Origin of the sequence: Nonomuraea sp. NPDC049480, from assembly GCF_044465905.1 — a bacterium.
In the GTDB taxonomy this organism is placed as follows: domain Bacteria; phylum Actinomycetota; class Actinomycetes; order Streptosporangiales; family Streptosporangiaceae; genus Nonomuraea.
Genome location: NZ_JBITMD010000008.1, coordinates 342,073 through 357,267 on the forward strand (window position 1 = coordinate 342,073; position 15,195 = coordinate 357,267).

The 15,195-nt window shown below is 71.7% G+C and carries 13 protein-coding genes; 8 read left to right on the forward strand and 5 right to left on the reverse strand.

Annotation, left to right across the window (positions count from 1 at the left end):
* The first annotated feature begins 68 nt into the window (after positions 1 to 68).
* Together ACIBX3_RS24960 and ACIBX3_RS24965 are read left to right on the forward strand one after the other, a co-directional pair.
* Complete coding sequence (locus ACIBX3_RS24960; RefSeq protein WP_327590012.1) at positions 69 to 335, forward strand: DUF6504 family protein; 267 nt, start codon at positions 69 to 71, stop codon at positions 333 to 335.
* A complete protein-coding gene (locus ACIBX3_RS24965; protein ID WP_397120827.1) occupies positions 335 to 4,006 on the forward strand; it encodes a DNA polymerase III subunit alpha in 3,672 nt (1,223 codons plus the stop codon). The genes ACIBX3_RS24960 and ACIBX3_RS24965 overlap by 1 nt, the downstream gene beginning before the upstream one ends.
* A 19-nt stretch (positions 4,007 to 4,025) precedes the next feature.
* Here the strand turns inward: ACIBX3_RS24965 and ACIBX3_RS24970 are convergent, their stop codons facing one another.
* The gene (locus ACIBX3_RS24970; protein ID WP_397120829.1) at positions 4,026 to 4,739 is read right to left on the reverse strand and encodes a DUF4328 domain-containing protein; all 714 of its coding nucleotides are present in this window, start codon (positions 4,737 to 4,739) and stop codon (positions 4,026 to 4,028) included.
* A 46-nt stretch (positions 4,740 to 4,785) separates the two neighbouring features.
* Positions 4,786 to 5,436 (reverse strand): response regulator, encoded by a 651-nt coding sequence (locus tag ACIBX3_RS24975; protein ID WP_397120831.1) that lies wholly within the window; start codon positions 5,434 to 5,436, stop codon positions 4,786 to 4,788.
* Between the two features lie 92 nt (positions 5,437 to 5,528).
* Between ACIBX3_RS24975 and ACIBX3_RS24980 the strand changes: the two genes are divergently transcribed.
* Together ACIBX3_RS24980 and ACIBX3_RS24985 are read left to right on the forward strand one after the other, a co-directional pair.
* On the forward strand, positions 5,529 to 6,206 hold the full coding sequence (locus ACIBX3_RS24980; RefSeq protein WP_397120833.1) for an ABC transporter ATP-binding protein: 678 nt from the start codon (positions 5,529 to 5,531) through the stop codon (positions 6,204 to 6,206).
* Positions 6,203 to 8,137 (forward strand): FtsX-like permease family protein, encoded by a 1,935-nt coding sequence (locus ACIBX3_RS24985; RefSeq protein ID WP_397120835.1) that lies wholly within the window; start codon positions 6,203 to 6,205, stop codon positions 8,135 to 8,137. The genes ACIBX3_RS24980 and ACIBX3_RS24985 overlap by 4 nt, the downstream gene beginning before the upstream one ends.
* A 30-nt stretch (positions 8,138 to 8,167) precedes the next feature.
* Here ACIBX3_RS24985 and ACIBX3_RS24990 read toward each other — a convergent pair whose 3' ends face one another.
* A complete protein-coding gene (locus ACIBX3_RS24990) occupies positions 8,168 to 9,169 on the reverse strand; it encodes an LLM class F420-dependent oxidoreductase (protein WP_397120837.1) in 1,002 nt (333 codons plus the stop codon).
* Between the two features lie 82 nt (positions 9,170 to 9,251).
* On the opposite strand from ACIBX3_RS24990, the gene ACIBX3_RS24995 reads away from it, so the two are divergent.
* A complete protein-coding gene (locus ACIBX3_RS24995; protein WP_397120839.1) occupies positions 9,252 to 10,682 on the forward strand; it encodes a sulfatase in 1,431 nt (476 codons plus the stop codon).
* A gap of 29 nt (positions 10,683 to 10,711) precedes the next feature.
* On the opposite strand, the gene ACIBX3_RS25000 is transcribed toward ACIBX3_RS24995, so the two are convergent.
* The gene (locus ACIBX3_RS25000) at positions 10,712 to 11,401 is read right to left on the reverse strand and encodes a FadR/GntR family transcriptional regulator (protein ID WP_397120840.1); all 690 of its coding nucleotides are present in this window, start codon (positions 11,399 to 11,401) and stop codon (positions 10,712 to 10,714) included.
* 60 nt (positions 11,402 to 11,461) lie between these two features.
* Here ACIBX3_RS25000 and ACIBX3_RS25005 point away from each other — a divergent pair, with 60 nt between their 5' ends.
* From ACIBX3_RS25005 to ACIBX3_RS25015, 3 genes are read left to right on the forward strand one after another with little or no spacing between them, the layout of a single operon-like run.
* Entirely contained in the window at positions 11,462 to 12,193 is a 732-nt protein-coding gene (locus ACIBX3_RS25005) for a (Fe-S)-binding protein (RefSeq protein WP_397120841.1), read from the forward strand.
* Positions 12,190 to 13,644, forward strand: coding sequence for a lactate utilization protein B (locus ACIBX3_RS25010; RefSeq protein ID WP_397120843.1), 1,455 nt, complete (start codon positions 12,190 to 12,192; stop codon positions 13,642 to 13,644). Before ACIBX3_RS25005 ends, ACIBX3_RS25010 begins: the two co-directional genes overlap by 4 nt.
* Entirely contained in the window at positions 13,641 to 14,186 is a 546-nt protein-coding gene (locus ACIBX3_RS25015) for a lactate utilization protein C (protein ID WP_397120845.1), read from the forward strand. Before ACIBX3_RS25010 ends, ACIBX3_RS25015 begins: the two co-directional genes overlap by 4 nt.
* Here the strand turns inward: ACIBX3_RS25015 and ACIBX3_RS25020 are convergent.
* On the reverse strand, positions 14,176 to 15,195 hold the full coding sequence (locus ACIBX3_RS25020) for a Vms1/Ankzf1 family peptidyl-tRNA hydrolase (RefSeq protein WP_397120847.1): 1,020 nt from the start codon (positions 15,193 to 15,195) through the stop codon (positions 14,176 to 14,178). The two genes, ACIBX3_RS25015 and ACIBX3_RS25020, sit on opposite strands and share 11 nt — an antisense overlap.

The window sequence follows — 15,195 nt, forward strand, 5'->3', positions numbered from 1 at the left end:
TCGACTTATAAGCGCCCGCCTTCCCCCGGGTGGCTCAGCAATAGGACCAGAGCCGCGGGAGAAGCGTCTTGAGCAGACTCTATGGCGATCCGATAGAGGTGTGGACCAGGGACGGGGAGCCTACCCAGTTCGTCTGGCGCGACCGGCTCTATCTCGTCCGCCGCGTCCTCGACCACTGGGTGGTCGCGCGCGAGTGGTGGAAGACCAGTGAGGGCGACCCCGGCGAACGCCAGTTCTGGCGGGTGGAGGCCAGCCCGGGGCGCGAGGTCGGCTCGTACGAGCTGCGTTACGACACCGCCGGCAACGGCTGGCTGCTGCTGAGGGCGTGGGACTGATGGCGGCCCCGTTCCCGCACCTCCACGTGTGCTCCGCGTACTCCATGCGCTACGGCACCGCCTTCCCGCACGCGCTGGTGAGCCGGGCGTTCGAGTACGGCATGGACATCCTCGGGCTGACCGACCGCGACGGACTCTACGGCGCGGTCAAGCACGCCCACGCCTGCGCAGAGGCCGGGATCGCCCCGGTCCTCGGCGTGAACCTGGCGCTCGACGTCCCGGCCTCGGCGTTCATCCCGGTCCCCGGCTTGCGCCCCCCTCGGCCCAGGACCGGGCCGAACGCCGAGGACCGGGTCACCGTGCTGGCCCGCGGCAAAGGCTGGTCCCGCCTGTCCCGCCTGGTCACGGCCGCCCACCACGCCGCCGAACGCGGCGCACCCAAGGTGACCCGCGAGCTGGTCGGCGAGTGGGGCGGCGGCCCCAACGGTGAGCGGGGCGGCGACCACGGGTTCGGCGCCGACGACGGGCTCGTGGTGCTGCTCGGCCCCAGGTCCGACGTGGGCCGCGCGGTGGCCGAGCGGCGCGACGAGCACGCCAGGACGCTGCTGGGCCTGTGGCGCGACGCGGTGCCCGGCGTGGTGATCGAGCTGGTCGACCAGTACGGCTTCCGCGACGCCACCACGGCCGTGCGCATGCTCGGCCTGGCCGAGTCCATGGGGGTGCCGGCCGTCCTGACCAACGCGGTGCGCTACCTGGACGCGGCCGACCACCAGGTCGGCGACGTGCTCGACGCGGCCCGCCAGCTCGTCCCGCTGCATCCGCGCCACCTGGACCGCACCACCTCGCACGCCTACCTCAAGAGCACCAAGGAGATGCGGCAGGTGGCGGCCAAGGTCTGCGGCGCGGACCCGGAGCGGGTGGAGCGGCTGCTGTTCACCACCAGGCGGCTGGCCGAGGCGTGCGCGATGGAGCTCGACCTGCTCGCGCTCAGGAGCGACCCGCCGAACCTGCACCTGCCCGAGATCGGCCGCGACCCCGTGCCGCTGCTGCGCCACCGGGTCGAGGACGGGCTGATCAGGCGCGGGCTCGAACGCTCCGGCGACGCCAGGGGCCGCCTCCGGGACGAGATGGCGATCATCGAAAAGAAGCGCCTGTCCGGATATTTCATCGCCGTGGCCGGCATCACGGACATGATCCGCGAGATGGGCATCCGCTGCGCCATCCGCGGCTCGGGTGCCGGCAGCCTGGTCAACTACCTCATCGGCATCGGCGAGGTCAACCCGCTCGATCACGGCCTGCTCATGGAGCGCTTCCTGTCCGAGGGCCGCATCGGGCTGCCCGACATCGACGTGGACGTCGAGTCCGCCCGCCGCCTCGACTGCTACAAGGCCATCTTCGACCGGTACGGCGAGGCCCGCGTGGCCTGCGTGTCCATGATGGAGACCTACCGGGCGCGCAGCGCCATCCGTGACGTCGCCGGCGCGATGGGCCTGCCGCCGCACGAGATCGACGCCATCGCCAAGGCGTTCCCGCACATCAGGGCCAGGCAGATCACCGCGTCGCTGAACGACCTGCCGGAGCTGCGCGACAGCCGCCTCGGCGAGGCCGGCCTGGACCGGGTGTTCCGGCTGGCGGAGAAGCTCGACGGCCTGCCCCGGCACATCGCGCTGCACCCGTGCGGCGTGCTCATCGGCAACTCGGCGCTGCGGGACCGGACGCCGGTGGAGCGCAGCCTCCTGGAGTTCCCGATGTCGCAGTTCGACAAGGACGACGTGGAGGAGGCCGGGCTGCTCAAGCTCGACGTGCTGGGCGTGCGGATGCAGTCCGCGATGGCGTACACGCTGAGCGAGATCAAACGCGTGGACGACGTCGTGGTCGAGCTGGACACCCAGCGCGGCGACGATCCCGGCGTTCAGCCGAATGTTCAGCCGAATGTTCAGTACGTCCCGCACGACGACCAGGACACCTACGACATGATCTGCGCCAGCCGCACCCTGGGCTGCTTCCAGATCGAGTCGCCCGGCCAGCGCGAGCTGGTGGCCAAGCTGGAGCCGCGGACGCTGCACGACCTGATCGTGGACATCTCGCTGTTCAGGCCGGGCCCGGTCAACTCGGACATGGTCACCCCCTTCCTGGAGGCCAGGCACGGGTGGCGGCAGCCGTACTACCCGCACGAGCGGCTGCGGGAGGCGCTGCAGGAGACGCACGGCGTCGTGGTGTTCCACGAGCAGGTCCTGAAGATCATCTCCGTGATGACCGGACGGGACCTGTCGTACGCCGAGATGTTGCGGCGCACCCTCGACACGCCGGAGGGGCGGGAGCGGGTGCGCAAGACGTTCGTCCCCATGGCCAAGGCGAACGGCTTCGACGACACGGCCGTGGACCGGGCCTGGCAGGTGCTGGACGCGTTCGGGGCGTTCGGGTTCTGCAAGGCGCACGCGGCGGCGTTCGCGCTGCCGACCTACCAGTCGGCCTGGCTGAAGCGGCACCACGCGGCGGCGTTCTTCGCCGGGGTGCTCACGCACGAGCCCGGCATGTACCCGCCGCGCGTCATCATCGACGAGGCCAGGCAGTGCGGGGTCGCGATCCTGCAGCTCGACATCAACAAGTCGGGCAAGGACTGGCGGGTGGAGCGGATCGGGCCGCGTGTACAGGTCAGGGTCCGTCCCGCCCAGCTGGAGGGTCCTTCTCCGGCGCGGCGGACGTTCGAGATCGGGGAGATCGGCAAGGGGTACGCGCTACGGGTGCCGTTCTCGGCGATCAAGGGGGTGAGCGAGGCCGAGGTCGAGCGGATGGTCTCCGGGCAGCCGTACACGTCGCTGGCCGACTTCTGGGACCGCGCCCGGCCCTCGCGGCCCACGATCGAGCGGATCGTCCAGGTCGGCGGCCTGGACGCGCTGCACGACCTGCGGCCGGGCGGCCCGCGCTGGCGTCCCGGCGAGCTGACCCGCCGTGACCTGATCGCGCAGGTCGGCGCCCTGGAGCGGACCTCGTCGAGCGGCGTGCGGGCCGGGCCGCGCGCCTCCAAACGCTATGCCCCCGCCCGCCCCTCCCGGGCGGCCGCACCGCCGTCGGTGCAGCTCCCGCTGGGCTTCACCGAGCACCTGCCGCCGGGGGAACTGCCCGAGATGACCGAGTCGGAGATGGTCGAGGCCGAGCTGGAGATCCTCGGCATCGACGTCAGCCGCCACATCATCAGCTTCCACGACGAGCTGCTCGACCTGCTCGGAGTGGTACGTTCCAGAGACCTGCTCGCGCAGCGCAACGGGGCCGAGGTGCTGGTGGCGGGGGTCAAGGTGGCCACGCAGACGCCGGCCGTGCGCTCGGGCCAGCGCGTCATCTTCACCACGCTCGACGACTCGACCGGGCCGATCGACCTGACGTTCTTCGAGTCGGTGCAGGGCCGGTGCGCGGCGACCGTGTTCGGGTCGTGGCTGATGCTGGCCAGGGGAGTGGTGCGGCGCACCGGGACGCGGGCGGTGTCGATGCGGGCGGTGGACTGCTGGAACCTGGCCGACCTGGACGCGCTGTGGCGTTCCCAGGGCATCGACGCGGTCCGCGCGCTGCTCGCCCAGGCTCCCGAGGAAGCGGAGGGGGTCGGTGGCCGCCGGATCGAATACCCCAACGGCTTCCGCCTTTCGCCCTACTCCGACCTGGGTCCCGCCGTCGTGAGCCCGCCCCGGCGGTTGTGGCACGCCAGCCCGGGCAGCTCCGGCCCCACAGCGGCTTAGGCGCCGGAAGGGCACGGTGTCAGCCGATGCGGCCGATGGGAGTGGAGCCCGGGGCCGGGCGGGAGTGCGAGGAGAAGGCGGCGCGGACGGTGGCCGACGAGGAGCGTGCCGTGCGCTGCAGGCGGGTCAGCTCGCGTACGGTGGCCGCGCACAGCACGGCGGCCACCGCGACGCACCCCAGCTCCAGCGGCCCCACCCCCGTGAGATCACCGGCGGACGAGCCGAGCGGCAGCCGGACCGTGACCAGCGCGAGCGTGGCGAGCCAGCTCACCCACCACCCCGCCAGCAGCCCCAGCCACCGCCCGCGCTGCCCCGCGGGCGGCCGGGTGCCGCGCCACACCTCGTCGACCAGCACCACGGGCGCGACCAGGTTGACGCCGGGGATCAGCCAGGCGGCCGCCACCGGGCCGGTCGCGGCGGAGCGGTCGTTGGCCTGCCGGGCCCGTACGAGCCAGGTCACATAGGCGGCGGCAGCCGCGATCGCGGTGCTCATCACCAGCATGATCAGCACCGCGAACAGGGTCACCGCCCCCACGACCGCCTCGGCGTCGTCCCCGTGGGGCCGGCCGCCGAACTCGGCGAGCTGGACGGCGAGCCGGTGACCGCGCGTCTGCTCGAAGACCACAAGGGCGGTGAGGGAGAGGACCTGGGCGGCGAGCGTCACGTATACGGCGAAGGCGGCTCTGGTAGGCGATGCCTGGGTGTAGCGCACGATGTTCTCCCCCCGGGCCATGCGCTGAGGTTCTGATTCACTTGTATCCCGGGAGTCCCTCGGTTAATCAGCTCACCACGCCGGATTCCCACGCCCAAGCTGCGATTTCCACCCGATTCCTGACGCCGAGTTTGGCGAAGATGCTTCCCAGATGCGTCTTGACCGTCGAAAGCGACACGAACAGCTCCGCGGCCACCTCCTGGTTGGTGCGCCCCCTGGCGATCAGCCGCACGACGTCCAGCTCGCGGTCGGTCAGCGGGTCGTTCGCCGGGAGCGCGGCCCGCCGCCGGGGCTGGGCCAGGTGCTGCAGCAGTCGTACGGTCACCGACGGCGACACCAGCGCGTCGCCCGCCGCGGCCGCTCTGACCGCCTCGATCAGCAGCGTGGGCCCGCTGTCCTTGAGCAGGAACCCGGTCGCCCCGGAGCGCAGCGCGCCGTAGACGTACTCGTCCAGGTCGAACGTCGTGACGATCACCACCCGCAGCGGATCGTCCACGCCGGGACCGGCCAGGATGCGGGTCACCTCGATCCCGTCGAGCTTGGGCATCCTGATGTCGAGCAGGCACACGTCCGGCCTGAGCCGCCTCGCCTCGGCCACGGCCTCGGCCCCGTCGGACACCGCCGCGACGACCTCCATGTCCGGTTGAGCGTCCAAAATCATCTGGAAGCCGGTGCGCACCAGTTGCTGGTCGTCGGCGATGAGAACCCGAATAGTCACGGCCACAACTCTAGAGATCGGCCGTTCGGCCGAGGCGGTTATGGCCTCACGGCCGATCCTTCACCCACCCCGCCCTCGCCAGGCTGTACGTCATGAACGACGTGCTTGTTGGACGGGCCCTGGCCAAACGGTTCGGGCAGACGGTCGCCCTGGGCGGCGTGGACATGGCGGTACGAGCCGGCGAAGCCGTGGCGATCATGGGGCCGAGCGGCTCCGGCAAGTCGACTCTGCTCCACTGCCTGGCCGGGATCATGAAGCCGGACGGGGGCGAGGTGCACCTGCTCGGGCAGCGCATCGACGCGCTGGGCGAGCGGCAGCGCAGCGCGCTGCGCCGTACCCGCTTCGGTTTCGTCTTCCAGTTCGGCCAGCTCCTGCCCGAGCTCCCCGCCGAGGAGAACGTGGCGCTCCCGCTCATGCTGGGCGGCGTGCCCAGGACGCAGGCGGTACGACAGGCGCGGGAGTGGTTCGCGCCGCTCGGCCTGCACGGGATGGAAACCAGGCGCCCGGGCGAGCTGTCCGGCGGGCAGGCGCAGCGGGTGGCCATCGCCAGGGCGCTGGTGACCAGGCCCGCCGTGGTGTTCGCCGACGAGCCCACGGGCGCGCTCGACCAGCAGACCGGCCAGGACACGATGCGGCTGCTGGTCGAGGCGACCCGGCACAACGACGCCTCGCTGATCGTGGTCACCCACGACCCGAACGTGGCCGGCTGGTGCGACCGCACGGTCGAGGTCCGCGACGGCCTGCTGCTCACCACCGGGGCACGCGCGTGAACCTCGACCTGACCTGGCGGCTGCTCAAGGGCGGCGGGCGCAGGGGCCTGCTGGGCACCTGGCTCACGCTGGGCGCCGTCACCGTGTCCACGGCGCTGCTGCTGTTCGCCGTGGCCGCGAACTTCGCCTTCGACGCCAGGGCCGAGCGCGGCGCCTGGCGCAACCCTGTCCCGGCTGAGGACGGCGCGGTGGCGATCGAGGCGTCCCGCTTCGACTACGTGCGCGACCAGACGATCACCGTCGTCGACCTGGCGGCGCTGAAGGACGGCGTGCCCCCGCCGCCCGGCCTGCCGCGCTTCCCGGAGCCGGGCGAGGTGTGGCTGTCGCCCGCCCTGGCCGAGCTGGCCAAGGAGCTCCCGGCCGACCAGCTCGCCAGGCGCTACCCGGCCCCAGCGGGCGTGCTCGGCGACGAAGCGCTGGTCCACCCGGACGAACTGGTCGCGGTGGCCGGCCACAAGCCGGACGCGCCGGAGATGCGCGCCACCCAGAGCGACGACTCGATCATCGCCAAGCCGCCTGTCAAGGTGTCGAGCCTGGCGGGCACGGCGAGCGAGGACGCGGAGGCGTACAAGGGGCTGGCGCTCGTCGCGAGCGTGCTCATGGTGGTGCCCCTGCTGGTGTTCGGCGGCGCCGCGGCCCGGCTCACGGTGGCCAGGCGCGACCAGCGGCTGGCCGCGCTCCGCCTGGTCGGCGCGACGCCGGGCCAGGTGGTGGCGATGACCGTGGCCGAGGCGGTGATCGTGGCGCTGGCCGGCGCCCTCGCGGGAGCCGTGGTCTTCGCGCTGGCCGTGCCGCTGCTGGCCGGCATCGAGATCGGCGGCGGCCCGTGGTTCGCCGGGGACCTGTTCCCGAGCCTGCCGGCGCTGGCCGGGGTGCTGGTCGCGGTGCCGCTGCTGGTGGGGCTGTCAGCGGTGATCGGGCTGCGGCGGGTCGTGGTGAGCCCGCTGGGCGTGGCCAAGCGGCAGACGCCGCCCGCCATGCGGTTCGTACGGGTGCTCGCGCTGCTCGCGGTGCTGGCCGTGTTCCCCACGCTGGGCTTGGACACCAGCGTCGCGATCGTCGCCGTCGCGCTCGGCCTGGCCTTCTTGTGCGTCAACCTCGCCGGGCCTTGGGCGATCGGCATGATCGGCAGGGTCACGGCGCGCACCGCGCGCGGTCCCGCCCGGCTGCTGGCGGGGCGCAGGCTGGTGGACGATCCGCGCTCGGCCTGGCGTACGGTGAGCGGCGTGGCGCTGACCGGCTTCGTGGCGGGCTTCCTCGGCCTGCTCAGCCCGGACGCGTTCACCGGGCACGCCGGGCCTCCCCAGCTCCGCGTCACCGCGCCCGCAGGGCAGGTGGAGAAGGTCGCCGGGCAGGCGCGGGAGCGGCTGGCGGCCGCGAAGGTGACGGCCACCGTCAATTCGTCGGCGAACGTCGTCGCCGCCGCCCTGGGCAGCTCCGCCGACGCGGCCACGGTGGACCGGGCGCGCACCGCGCTCACCGGGCTCGTCCCCGGCCGCACCCCGACGACCGAGACCGACGACGAGGCCTTCGGCTTCCAGCTCCTTGCCGACGTGCGCGTGGGCACGATCGTCGTGCTGTCGGTGTCGTTCCTGGTGGCGATCGCCAGCGCGGGCATCACGGCCGCGTCGTCGATCCTGGACCGGCGGCAGACGTACGGGCTGCTGCGGCTGGCGGGCACGCCGCTGGAGGTCCTCGACCGGGCCAGGCGCGCGGAGACGCTCATCCCGCTGACGGTGATGGGGGGCGGCGCGATCCTGGTGGGGGCGTTCTGCGCGACGCCCTTCATGATCGGGCAGGTCAGCACGGTGGGGCTGGTCACGCTGGCGGGGTGCGTCGCGGCCGGGTTCGCCGGGGTGATCGGCGCGGGGACCCTGAGCAGGCCGCTGCTCCGGTCCGTCACCGCCGACCCGGCCCCCCGCCCCGACTGACCACGCCGGCCCCCGGCCGAACCCGGGGGCTCAGCCGAGGACCAGGTCGCGGATCAGCTTCAGCGAGGGCTCGTCGCGCGGGCCCATGACCAGCAGGCTCGTGACCGGGCTCTTGCGCCAGAGCTCGAGACGTTCCTTGATCCGCCCGGCCGGCCCGACGAGCGAGATTCCGTCGGCCAGCTCGTCCGGGATCGCCCGGAACGCCTCGTCCTTCTTGCCCGCCAGGTACAACGACTGAATGTGCTCGGCGGCATCGGCGTACCCCATCCTGCCGATGATGTCGGCGTGGAAGTTGCGCTGCCGAGCGCCCATGCCGCCGATGTACAGCGTGAGCATCAGCTTCACGCCGTCCAGCGCGCTCCGTACGTCGTCGGAGACGATCACCATCACCATGGCCGCCACGTCGAAGCCCTCCGGAGCGCCCGCGAGTGACGCGCCGTACATGTCCTCGATCTTGCCGGGGAACGCGAACAGCGGCAGCCAGCCCTGGCCCACCTCGGCGGCCAGGGCGACGTTCTTGGGGCCCTCCGCCCCTAGATAGACGGGGATGTCCGGGCGGAGCGGATGCGTGATGAGCTTCAGCGGTTTGCCCAGCCCGCCCGCCAGCGGCAGCGGGTAGTACGGTCCGTCGCTGGTCACGGGCTCCTCGCGACGCCACACCTTGCGCATGATCTCGACGTACTCACGCGTCCTGGCCAAGGGTTTGGCGAACGGCTGCCCGTACCAGCCCTCCACCACCTGCGGCCCCGAGGCGCCCACGCCGAGCAGCAACCGGCCGCCGGTCAGGTGGTCGAGCGTCATCGCGGTCATCGCCGTCGTGACGGGTGGCCTGGCCGAGAGCTGCGCGACCGACGTGCCGAGCTTGATGCGGCTCGTACGCGCGCCGTACCAGGCGAGCGGCGTGAACGCGTCGCTGCCGTACGCCTCCGCCGTCCACACCGAGTCGTAGCCGAGCCGCTCGGCGGCCAGCACCGTCTCGGTCGCGTCGTCGGCGTTGCGCTGCCAGTAACCCAACTGGAGCCCGAGCTTCATAAGACACCTCCGGAATTAAGTTCTATTACGGCCGCGCCGGGCCCGGGTGTCAATGGAGGATCTTCCGGGGAAGTCACACTCCGTGCTCAAAGGTCTCTGCCGCGTCGCCTGCCTGCTGCTGCTTCTCCTGCCGGCGGCCGAGCCCATGGTGGCGGCGAGCGCGTCCCGCCCGAACGTCGTCCTCATCGTGGTCGACGACCTCGAGGCCGGCACGCTGCCGTACTTCCCGAACATCACCCGGCACCTCGTGCGGGAGGGCGCCTCGTTCGACCGGTTCTTCGTGACGAACTCGTGGTGCTGCCCGTCCAGAGCGTCGATCCTGCGCTCCCAGTACATCCACAGTCATGGCGTCCTGAGCAACACCGCCCCGGAAGGCGGGTTCGACCGATTCCATGGCCAAAGTCTGGAACGTTCCACAATCGGCACCTGGATGCGGCAGGCCGGATACCGCACGGCGCTGATGGGCAAATTCCTCAACCACTACCCGGGACGCACCGCCGACGAGGCCTACGTGCCGCCCGGCTGGGACGAATGGGCCGTTCCCGTACGCAACCTCTACGAGGAGTACGGCTACCGCCTCAACGAGAACGGCGTCCTGACCGACTACGGCTGGGCCGAGGAGGACTACCTGTCCGACGTGCTGGCTCGCAAGAGCCGCGACTTCATCACCGGGTCGAGGGAGCCGTTCTTCCTCTACCTGGCGCCGGTCGCGCCGCACAACCCGGCCAACCCGGCCCTGCGGCACGCGGACGCGTTCCCGCTGGCCATGGCGCCGCGGACGCCGTCGTTCAACCAGGTGGACATGAGCCAGGAGCCGTTGTGGCTGCGCAACCTGCCCCCGCTCGGGCAGCCCGAGATCGACGCGGTCGACGAGCGCCACCGCGCCCGGCTGCGAGCCATGCTGGGCGTGGACGACCTCGTCGGCACCGTCGTCGAGACGCTGCGGGAGACCGGCCGGCTCGGTGACACCTACCTCATCTTCACCTCGGACAACGGCTTCCACCTCGGCACGCACCGGCTCGCGCAGGGCAAGACGACCCCGTTCGAGGAGGCGATCAGGGTCCCCTTCGTGGTCCGCGGCCCCGGCATCACGCCCGGTTCCACGATCACGCAGATGGGGGTCACGGTGGACCTCGCGGTCACGGTCGCCGAGCTGGGCGGGGCCTCGCCGCCGGCGTTCGCGGAGGGACGGTCGCTGGTGCCGCTGCTGCGGGGCAGTCCGCCGGCACGATGGCGGACGAACGTCCTGGTCGAGTTCAACCGGCCGGCCAACCGGGCGTCGTCCCGGCAGACCCCGGTGCCCGCCTACCAGGCGTTGCGCACGGATCGGTACACGTATGTGCGCTATGACACGGGGGAACGCCAGCTGTACGACCTGCAGGCGGATCCGTACCAGCTGCGGAACCTGGTGGGCGGCGCCGATCCCGCCCTGCTGGCCCGTCTCGACGAGCGGCTGGCGGGGATGGTGGCGTGCTCGGGGGCGAGCTGCAGGGAAGCCGACATGCGGGAATGACGGGGATCAGCGGCCGTGGGGGTGCTCCGCTAGGAACGGTATGCGTGCGCCAGGTGCTCGGAGACGGCCCGAGCGGCTTCGTCCGCCTCGCCCCCCTTGATGGCCTCCAGTATGCGTACGTGGTCGGCGCGCAGGATCGAGGTGTCGCCGAGGCGTTCGACCGCTTCGACCGCGTACCTCCGCATCGAGTCGCGCAGCGACCGCATGATGGCGGCGATGAGCCGGTTGCCCGACGCGTCCGCGATCGCGCAGTGGAAGGCCGTGTCGTGCTCCACGAACTCCTCGGCCGACCTCGCCGCGTCCATCCCGGCGAGGGCCGCGGTGAGCGTGGAGGTGTCGGCGCGGGCGGCGGCCGCGTGCGAGGCGGCCCACCGCTCGATCATGTGCCGGGCGTCGATGACCTCGCGCATCTCCAGGGTGGCCAGGCCGAGGTGCAGCCTGAGCAGGTCGGTCAGCGCCGAGTCCGGGCGCGCGATCAGCACCGCGCCCGCGTCCGGACCTCGTCCGACTTGCGAGGACACCACGCCAAGCGTCTCCAGCACGCGCATGGCCTCGCGCACCGACGAGCGGCTGACGCCGAGCTGCTCGGCGAGCTGGCGCTCGGCGGGCAGCCGGTCGCCCGCCGTCAGGCCGTCCTCGGCGATGCGCCGCTCGATCTGCGTGAGCACGTCCTCGAACGTCCGCGTGCGCTTGACCGGACGCCAGCCGCCGCCGTCCACCAGAGCCTCCCTGATATGGTCTGACCATACTGTGGTCAGACCATACCTGGAAGGAGAGCCGTGCGAGTCGCCCTGTTCATCACGTGCGTGAACGACACGCTCTTCCCCGGCACCGGCAAGGCGGTCGTGTCCCTGCTGCGCAGGCTCGGCTGCGACGTGGACTTCCCCGCCGCCCAGACGTGCTGCGGGCAGATGCACGTCAACACGGGCTACCGCGCGGAGGGGGTGCGGCTGGCGCGCCACTTCACCGAGGTCTTCGCCGGGTACGACGCCGTCGTGACGCCGTCGGGCTCGTGCGCGGCCATGGTGCGCGAGCAGTACCCGAAGCTGGCGAAGCCGGGCAGCAAGGGGGCGGCGGCGATCGCCGAGGTGACGCCCAAGGTGTACGAGCTGTCCGAGTTCTTGATCGACGTCCTGAAGGTCGAGGACGTCGGCGCATATTTCCCGCACCGGGTGACATATCACCCGACGTGCCACTCGCTTCGCGGCCTCCACCTGGGCGACCGCCCTACCAGGCTGCTCCAGCACGTCCGCGGCCTGGAGCTGGTGCCGCTGCCCGGGGCCGAGGAGTGCTGTGGGTTCGGCGGCACGTTCGCGGTCAAGAACCCGGCCGTCTCGGCGGCGATGGGCGCCGACAAGACCCGCAACATCCAGGACACCGGCGCCGAGGTGCTGTGCGCGGCGGACAACTCGTGCCTGATGCACATAGGGGGCACGCTGAGCCGCCAGAAGACCGGCGTCAGGACGATGCACCTGGCCGAGATCCTCGCTTCGACGGAGGAGGCCCAATGAGCGCGACATTCCTCGGCATGCCCGGCAATTTCCCGCAAAACGCTGAGAAAGCCGTTCAGAACTCGCAGCTGCGCTACAACCTCCGCAAAGCCACCCACACCATCCGGGGCAAGCGGGCGAGCGTCGTCGGCGAGCTGCCCGACTGGCAGGAGCTCCGCGCGGCCGGCAAGGCGATCAAGGACCACACGCTCCGCAACCTCGATCGCTACCTGATCCAGCTGGAGGAGGCCGTCACCAGGGCGGGCGGCACGGTCCACTGGGCGAGGGACGGGGCCGAGGCCAACCGCATCGTCGCCGGCCTGGTCAAGGCCACCGGCGAGACCGAGGTGGTCAAGGTCAAGTCCATGGCCACCCAGGAGATCGAGCTCAACGAGGCCCTCGCCGCCGAGGGCATCACCGCGTACGAGACCGACCTGGCCGAGCTGATCGTGCAGCTCGGCGACGACTTCCCCAGCCACATCCTCGTCCCCGCGATCCACCGCAACCGGTCGGAGATCCGCGAGATCTTCCTCGACAAGATGCCCAAGGTCCCGGACAACCTGACCGACGACCCGCCCGCCCTCGCCGAAGCCGCCCGGCTTCACCTGCGCGAACGCTTCCTCAAGAGCAAGGTCGCGATCTCCGGCGCCAACTTCATGGTCGCCGAGACCGGCACGCTGGTCGTGCTGGAGTCCGAGGGCAACGGCCGCATGTGCCTGACTCTGCCGCGCACGCTCATCAGCGTGGTCGGGATCGAGAAGCTCCTGCCCTCTTGGCGGGATCTGGAGGTGTTCCTCCAGCTTCTGCCCAGGAGCTCCACGGGCGAGCGGATGAATCCCTACACGAGCATGTGGACCGGCGCGGTCGAGGGCCAGGACTTCCACCTGGTCCTGCTGGACAACGGCCGCACCGACGTGCTCGCCGACGAGGTCGGCCGCCAGGCGCTGCGCTGCATCCGCTGCTCGGCCTGCCTGAACGTGTGCCCGGTCTACGAGCGCGCGGGCGGCCACGCGTACGGTTCGGTCTATCCGGGTCCGATCGGCGCGATCCTCACCCCGCAGCTGCGCGGCATGAGCTCCGAGCTGGACGCCTCGCTGCCGTACGCCTCCAGCCTGTGCGGCGCCTGCTACGAGGTCTGCCCGGTGGCCATCGACATCCCGGAGGTCCTGGTGGACCTGCGGGCCAAGGCCCCGCACGCGGCGGCCGAGCGGGCGGGCATGAAGGTCGCCGGGTGGATATTCAACGACCACACCCGGCTGGCCCGCGCGCAGCGCGCGGCCGCCAAGCTCCGCAAATTGGTTCCCAAGCGGCTGCCGGGCCCGCTGTCGGCCTGGACCGACACCAGGGACGTGCCCGAGATTCCGGAAGAATCCTTCAGAGACTGGTGGGAACGAACCCGGCGCAGCGAGTGGAGCGGAGGCCCGACGGAGGAGGGACCCGGCGGAGTGACCCATGGGCAGGGAGCGGAATGAGCGCGCGTGACGAGATCCTCGCCAGGATCGGCAAGGCCGTGGCAAGGGCCGAGGACGTGGAGATTCCCCGGGACTACCGCACGACACAGCAGGTCGACGACCTGGTCGGCCTGTTCGCCGAGCGCGTGGACGACTACCGCGCGATCGTGCACGTGCTGCCGGCCGCCGAGGTGCCCGCCAAGATCGACGAACTCGTCGCCGCGCGTCGCATGATCAGGCCCGACGGCGACGGCTGGGACGATCTGGACACCGCCGACGGCGTGGTCACCACCTGCGCCGTGGCCGTCGCCGAGACCGGCACGATCGTCCTCGACCACGGCCCCGGCCAGGGCACCAGAGCGCAGACGCTGGTCCCCGACTACCACCTGTGCGTGGTCAGGGCCGACCAGGTCGTCTCCTGCGTGCCCGAGGCGATCGCCCGGCTGGACCCGACGCGCCCGCTCACCTGGATCAGCGGCCCGTCGGCCACCAGCGACATCGAGCTCAACCGGGTCGAGGGCGTGCACGGCCCCAGGACGCTGGAAGTGATCATCAGTACCTGAGGACGGCCGCCACGTCCTTGACGGAGCCGGTGAACCACAGCTCAGCGTCCGTCATCGCGGCGGCCCTGGCCAGGGCCGAGTCCGCGCGTTCCCGGATCGGCTCCTCCACGCCCCAGCGGCGCAGCTCGTCCGGGTCGCCGGCGAGCTGCGTGCCGCCCTCGCCGGTCCAGACGGGTTCGGCCAGCTCGCCGGGCAAGAGCACCGCGTGCACCCTGCCCTCGCGCAGGGACCGCGCGACGTCGTCCATCCCGACCGGGCCGGCGTCCTCCTGGTGGCGTTCGAGCAGCTCGGCGCGCCTGCGGTCGAGCCAGTCGTCGAGGGCCCGCTCCACGTCCTCCTCGAACTGGCCGTGGTCGGAGCGGCTGCCGTGCTCGACCATCATCACCCGGTCCGCGGACTTGGTGCCGAGGTGATGCAGCAGGTACGAGCGCGACTTCGGCTCGCCGGCCACGATGATCAGCTCGGCGCCGATGCGGCGTACCTGCTCGTCGATCTCGTGAGCGACGGCAACCGCGTTCTTCTCCCACGTCTCGTCGACCGCCCGCTCGTACCGCTTCTGCGACCAGCCGCCCTGGGCGGTCTTCTGCAGCGGCCAGTCGGCGGCCGCCACGGTGGCGCGGCGCGACGACCCGCCGCCGTACACCGTCAGCTCCGCCCCCGCGTGGTCCACGATGACGCGTACGTGCGGCACGTTCTCCCCGCGCTGCATCAGCATGGGCGTGACGTGCGGCAGCGGCGACCACACGGCCAGTTCGCGCGGCGCCCGCTCCAGTGACTCGGCCAGCACCACCTCACCGTGCGTGGCGAACAGCGCCCGCCCGGCGGCCGCCTGCAGGGCCTCGCCCTCCAGCGCCTCGATCGTCGCGGGATCCACCCCGTCGAGCCGTTCGAGTTGGTCGCGAACGCCGCGCCAGTGCGCCTTCCGCTCGGCCACGGTGAGCGCCCCCAGGTACACCGACGCGTACGGGCCGCGCCGTTCGTACAGCGGCCGGATGAAGTCGAGCCGCAC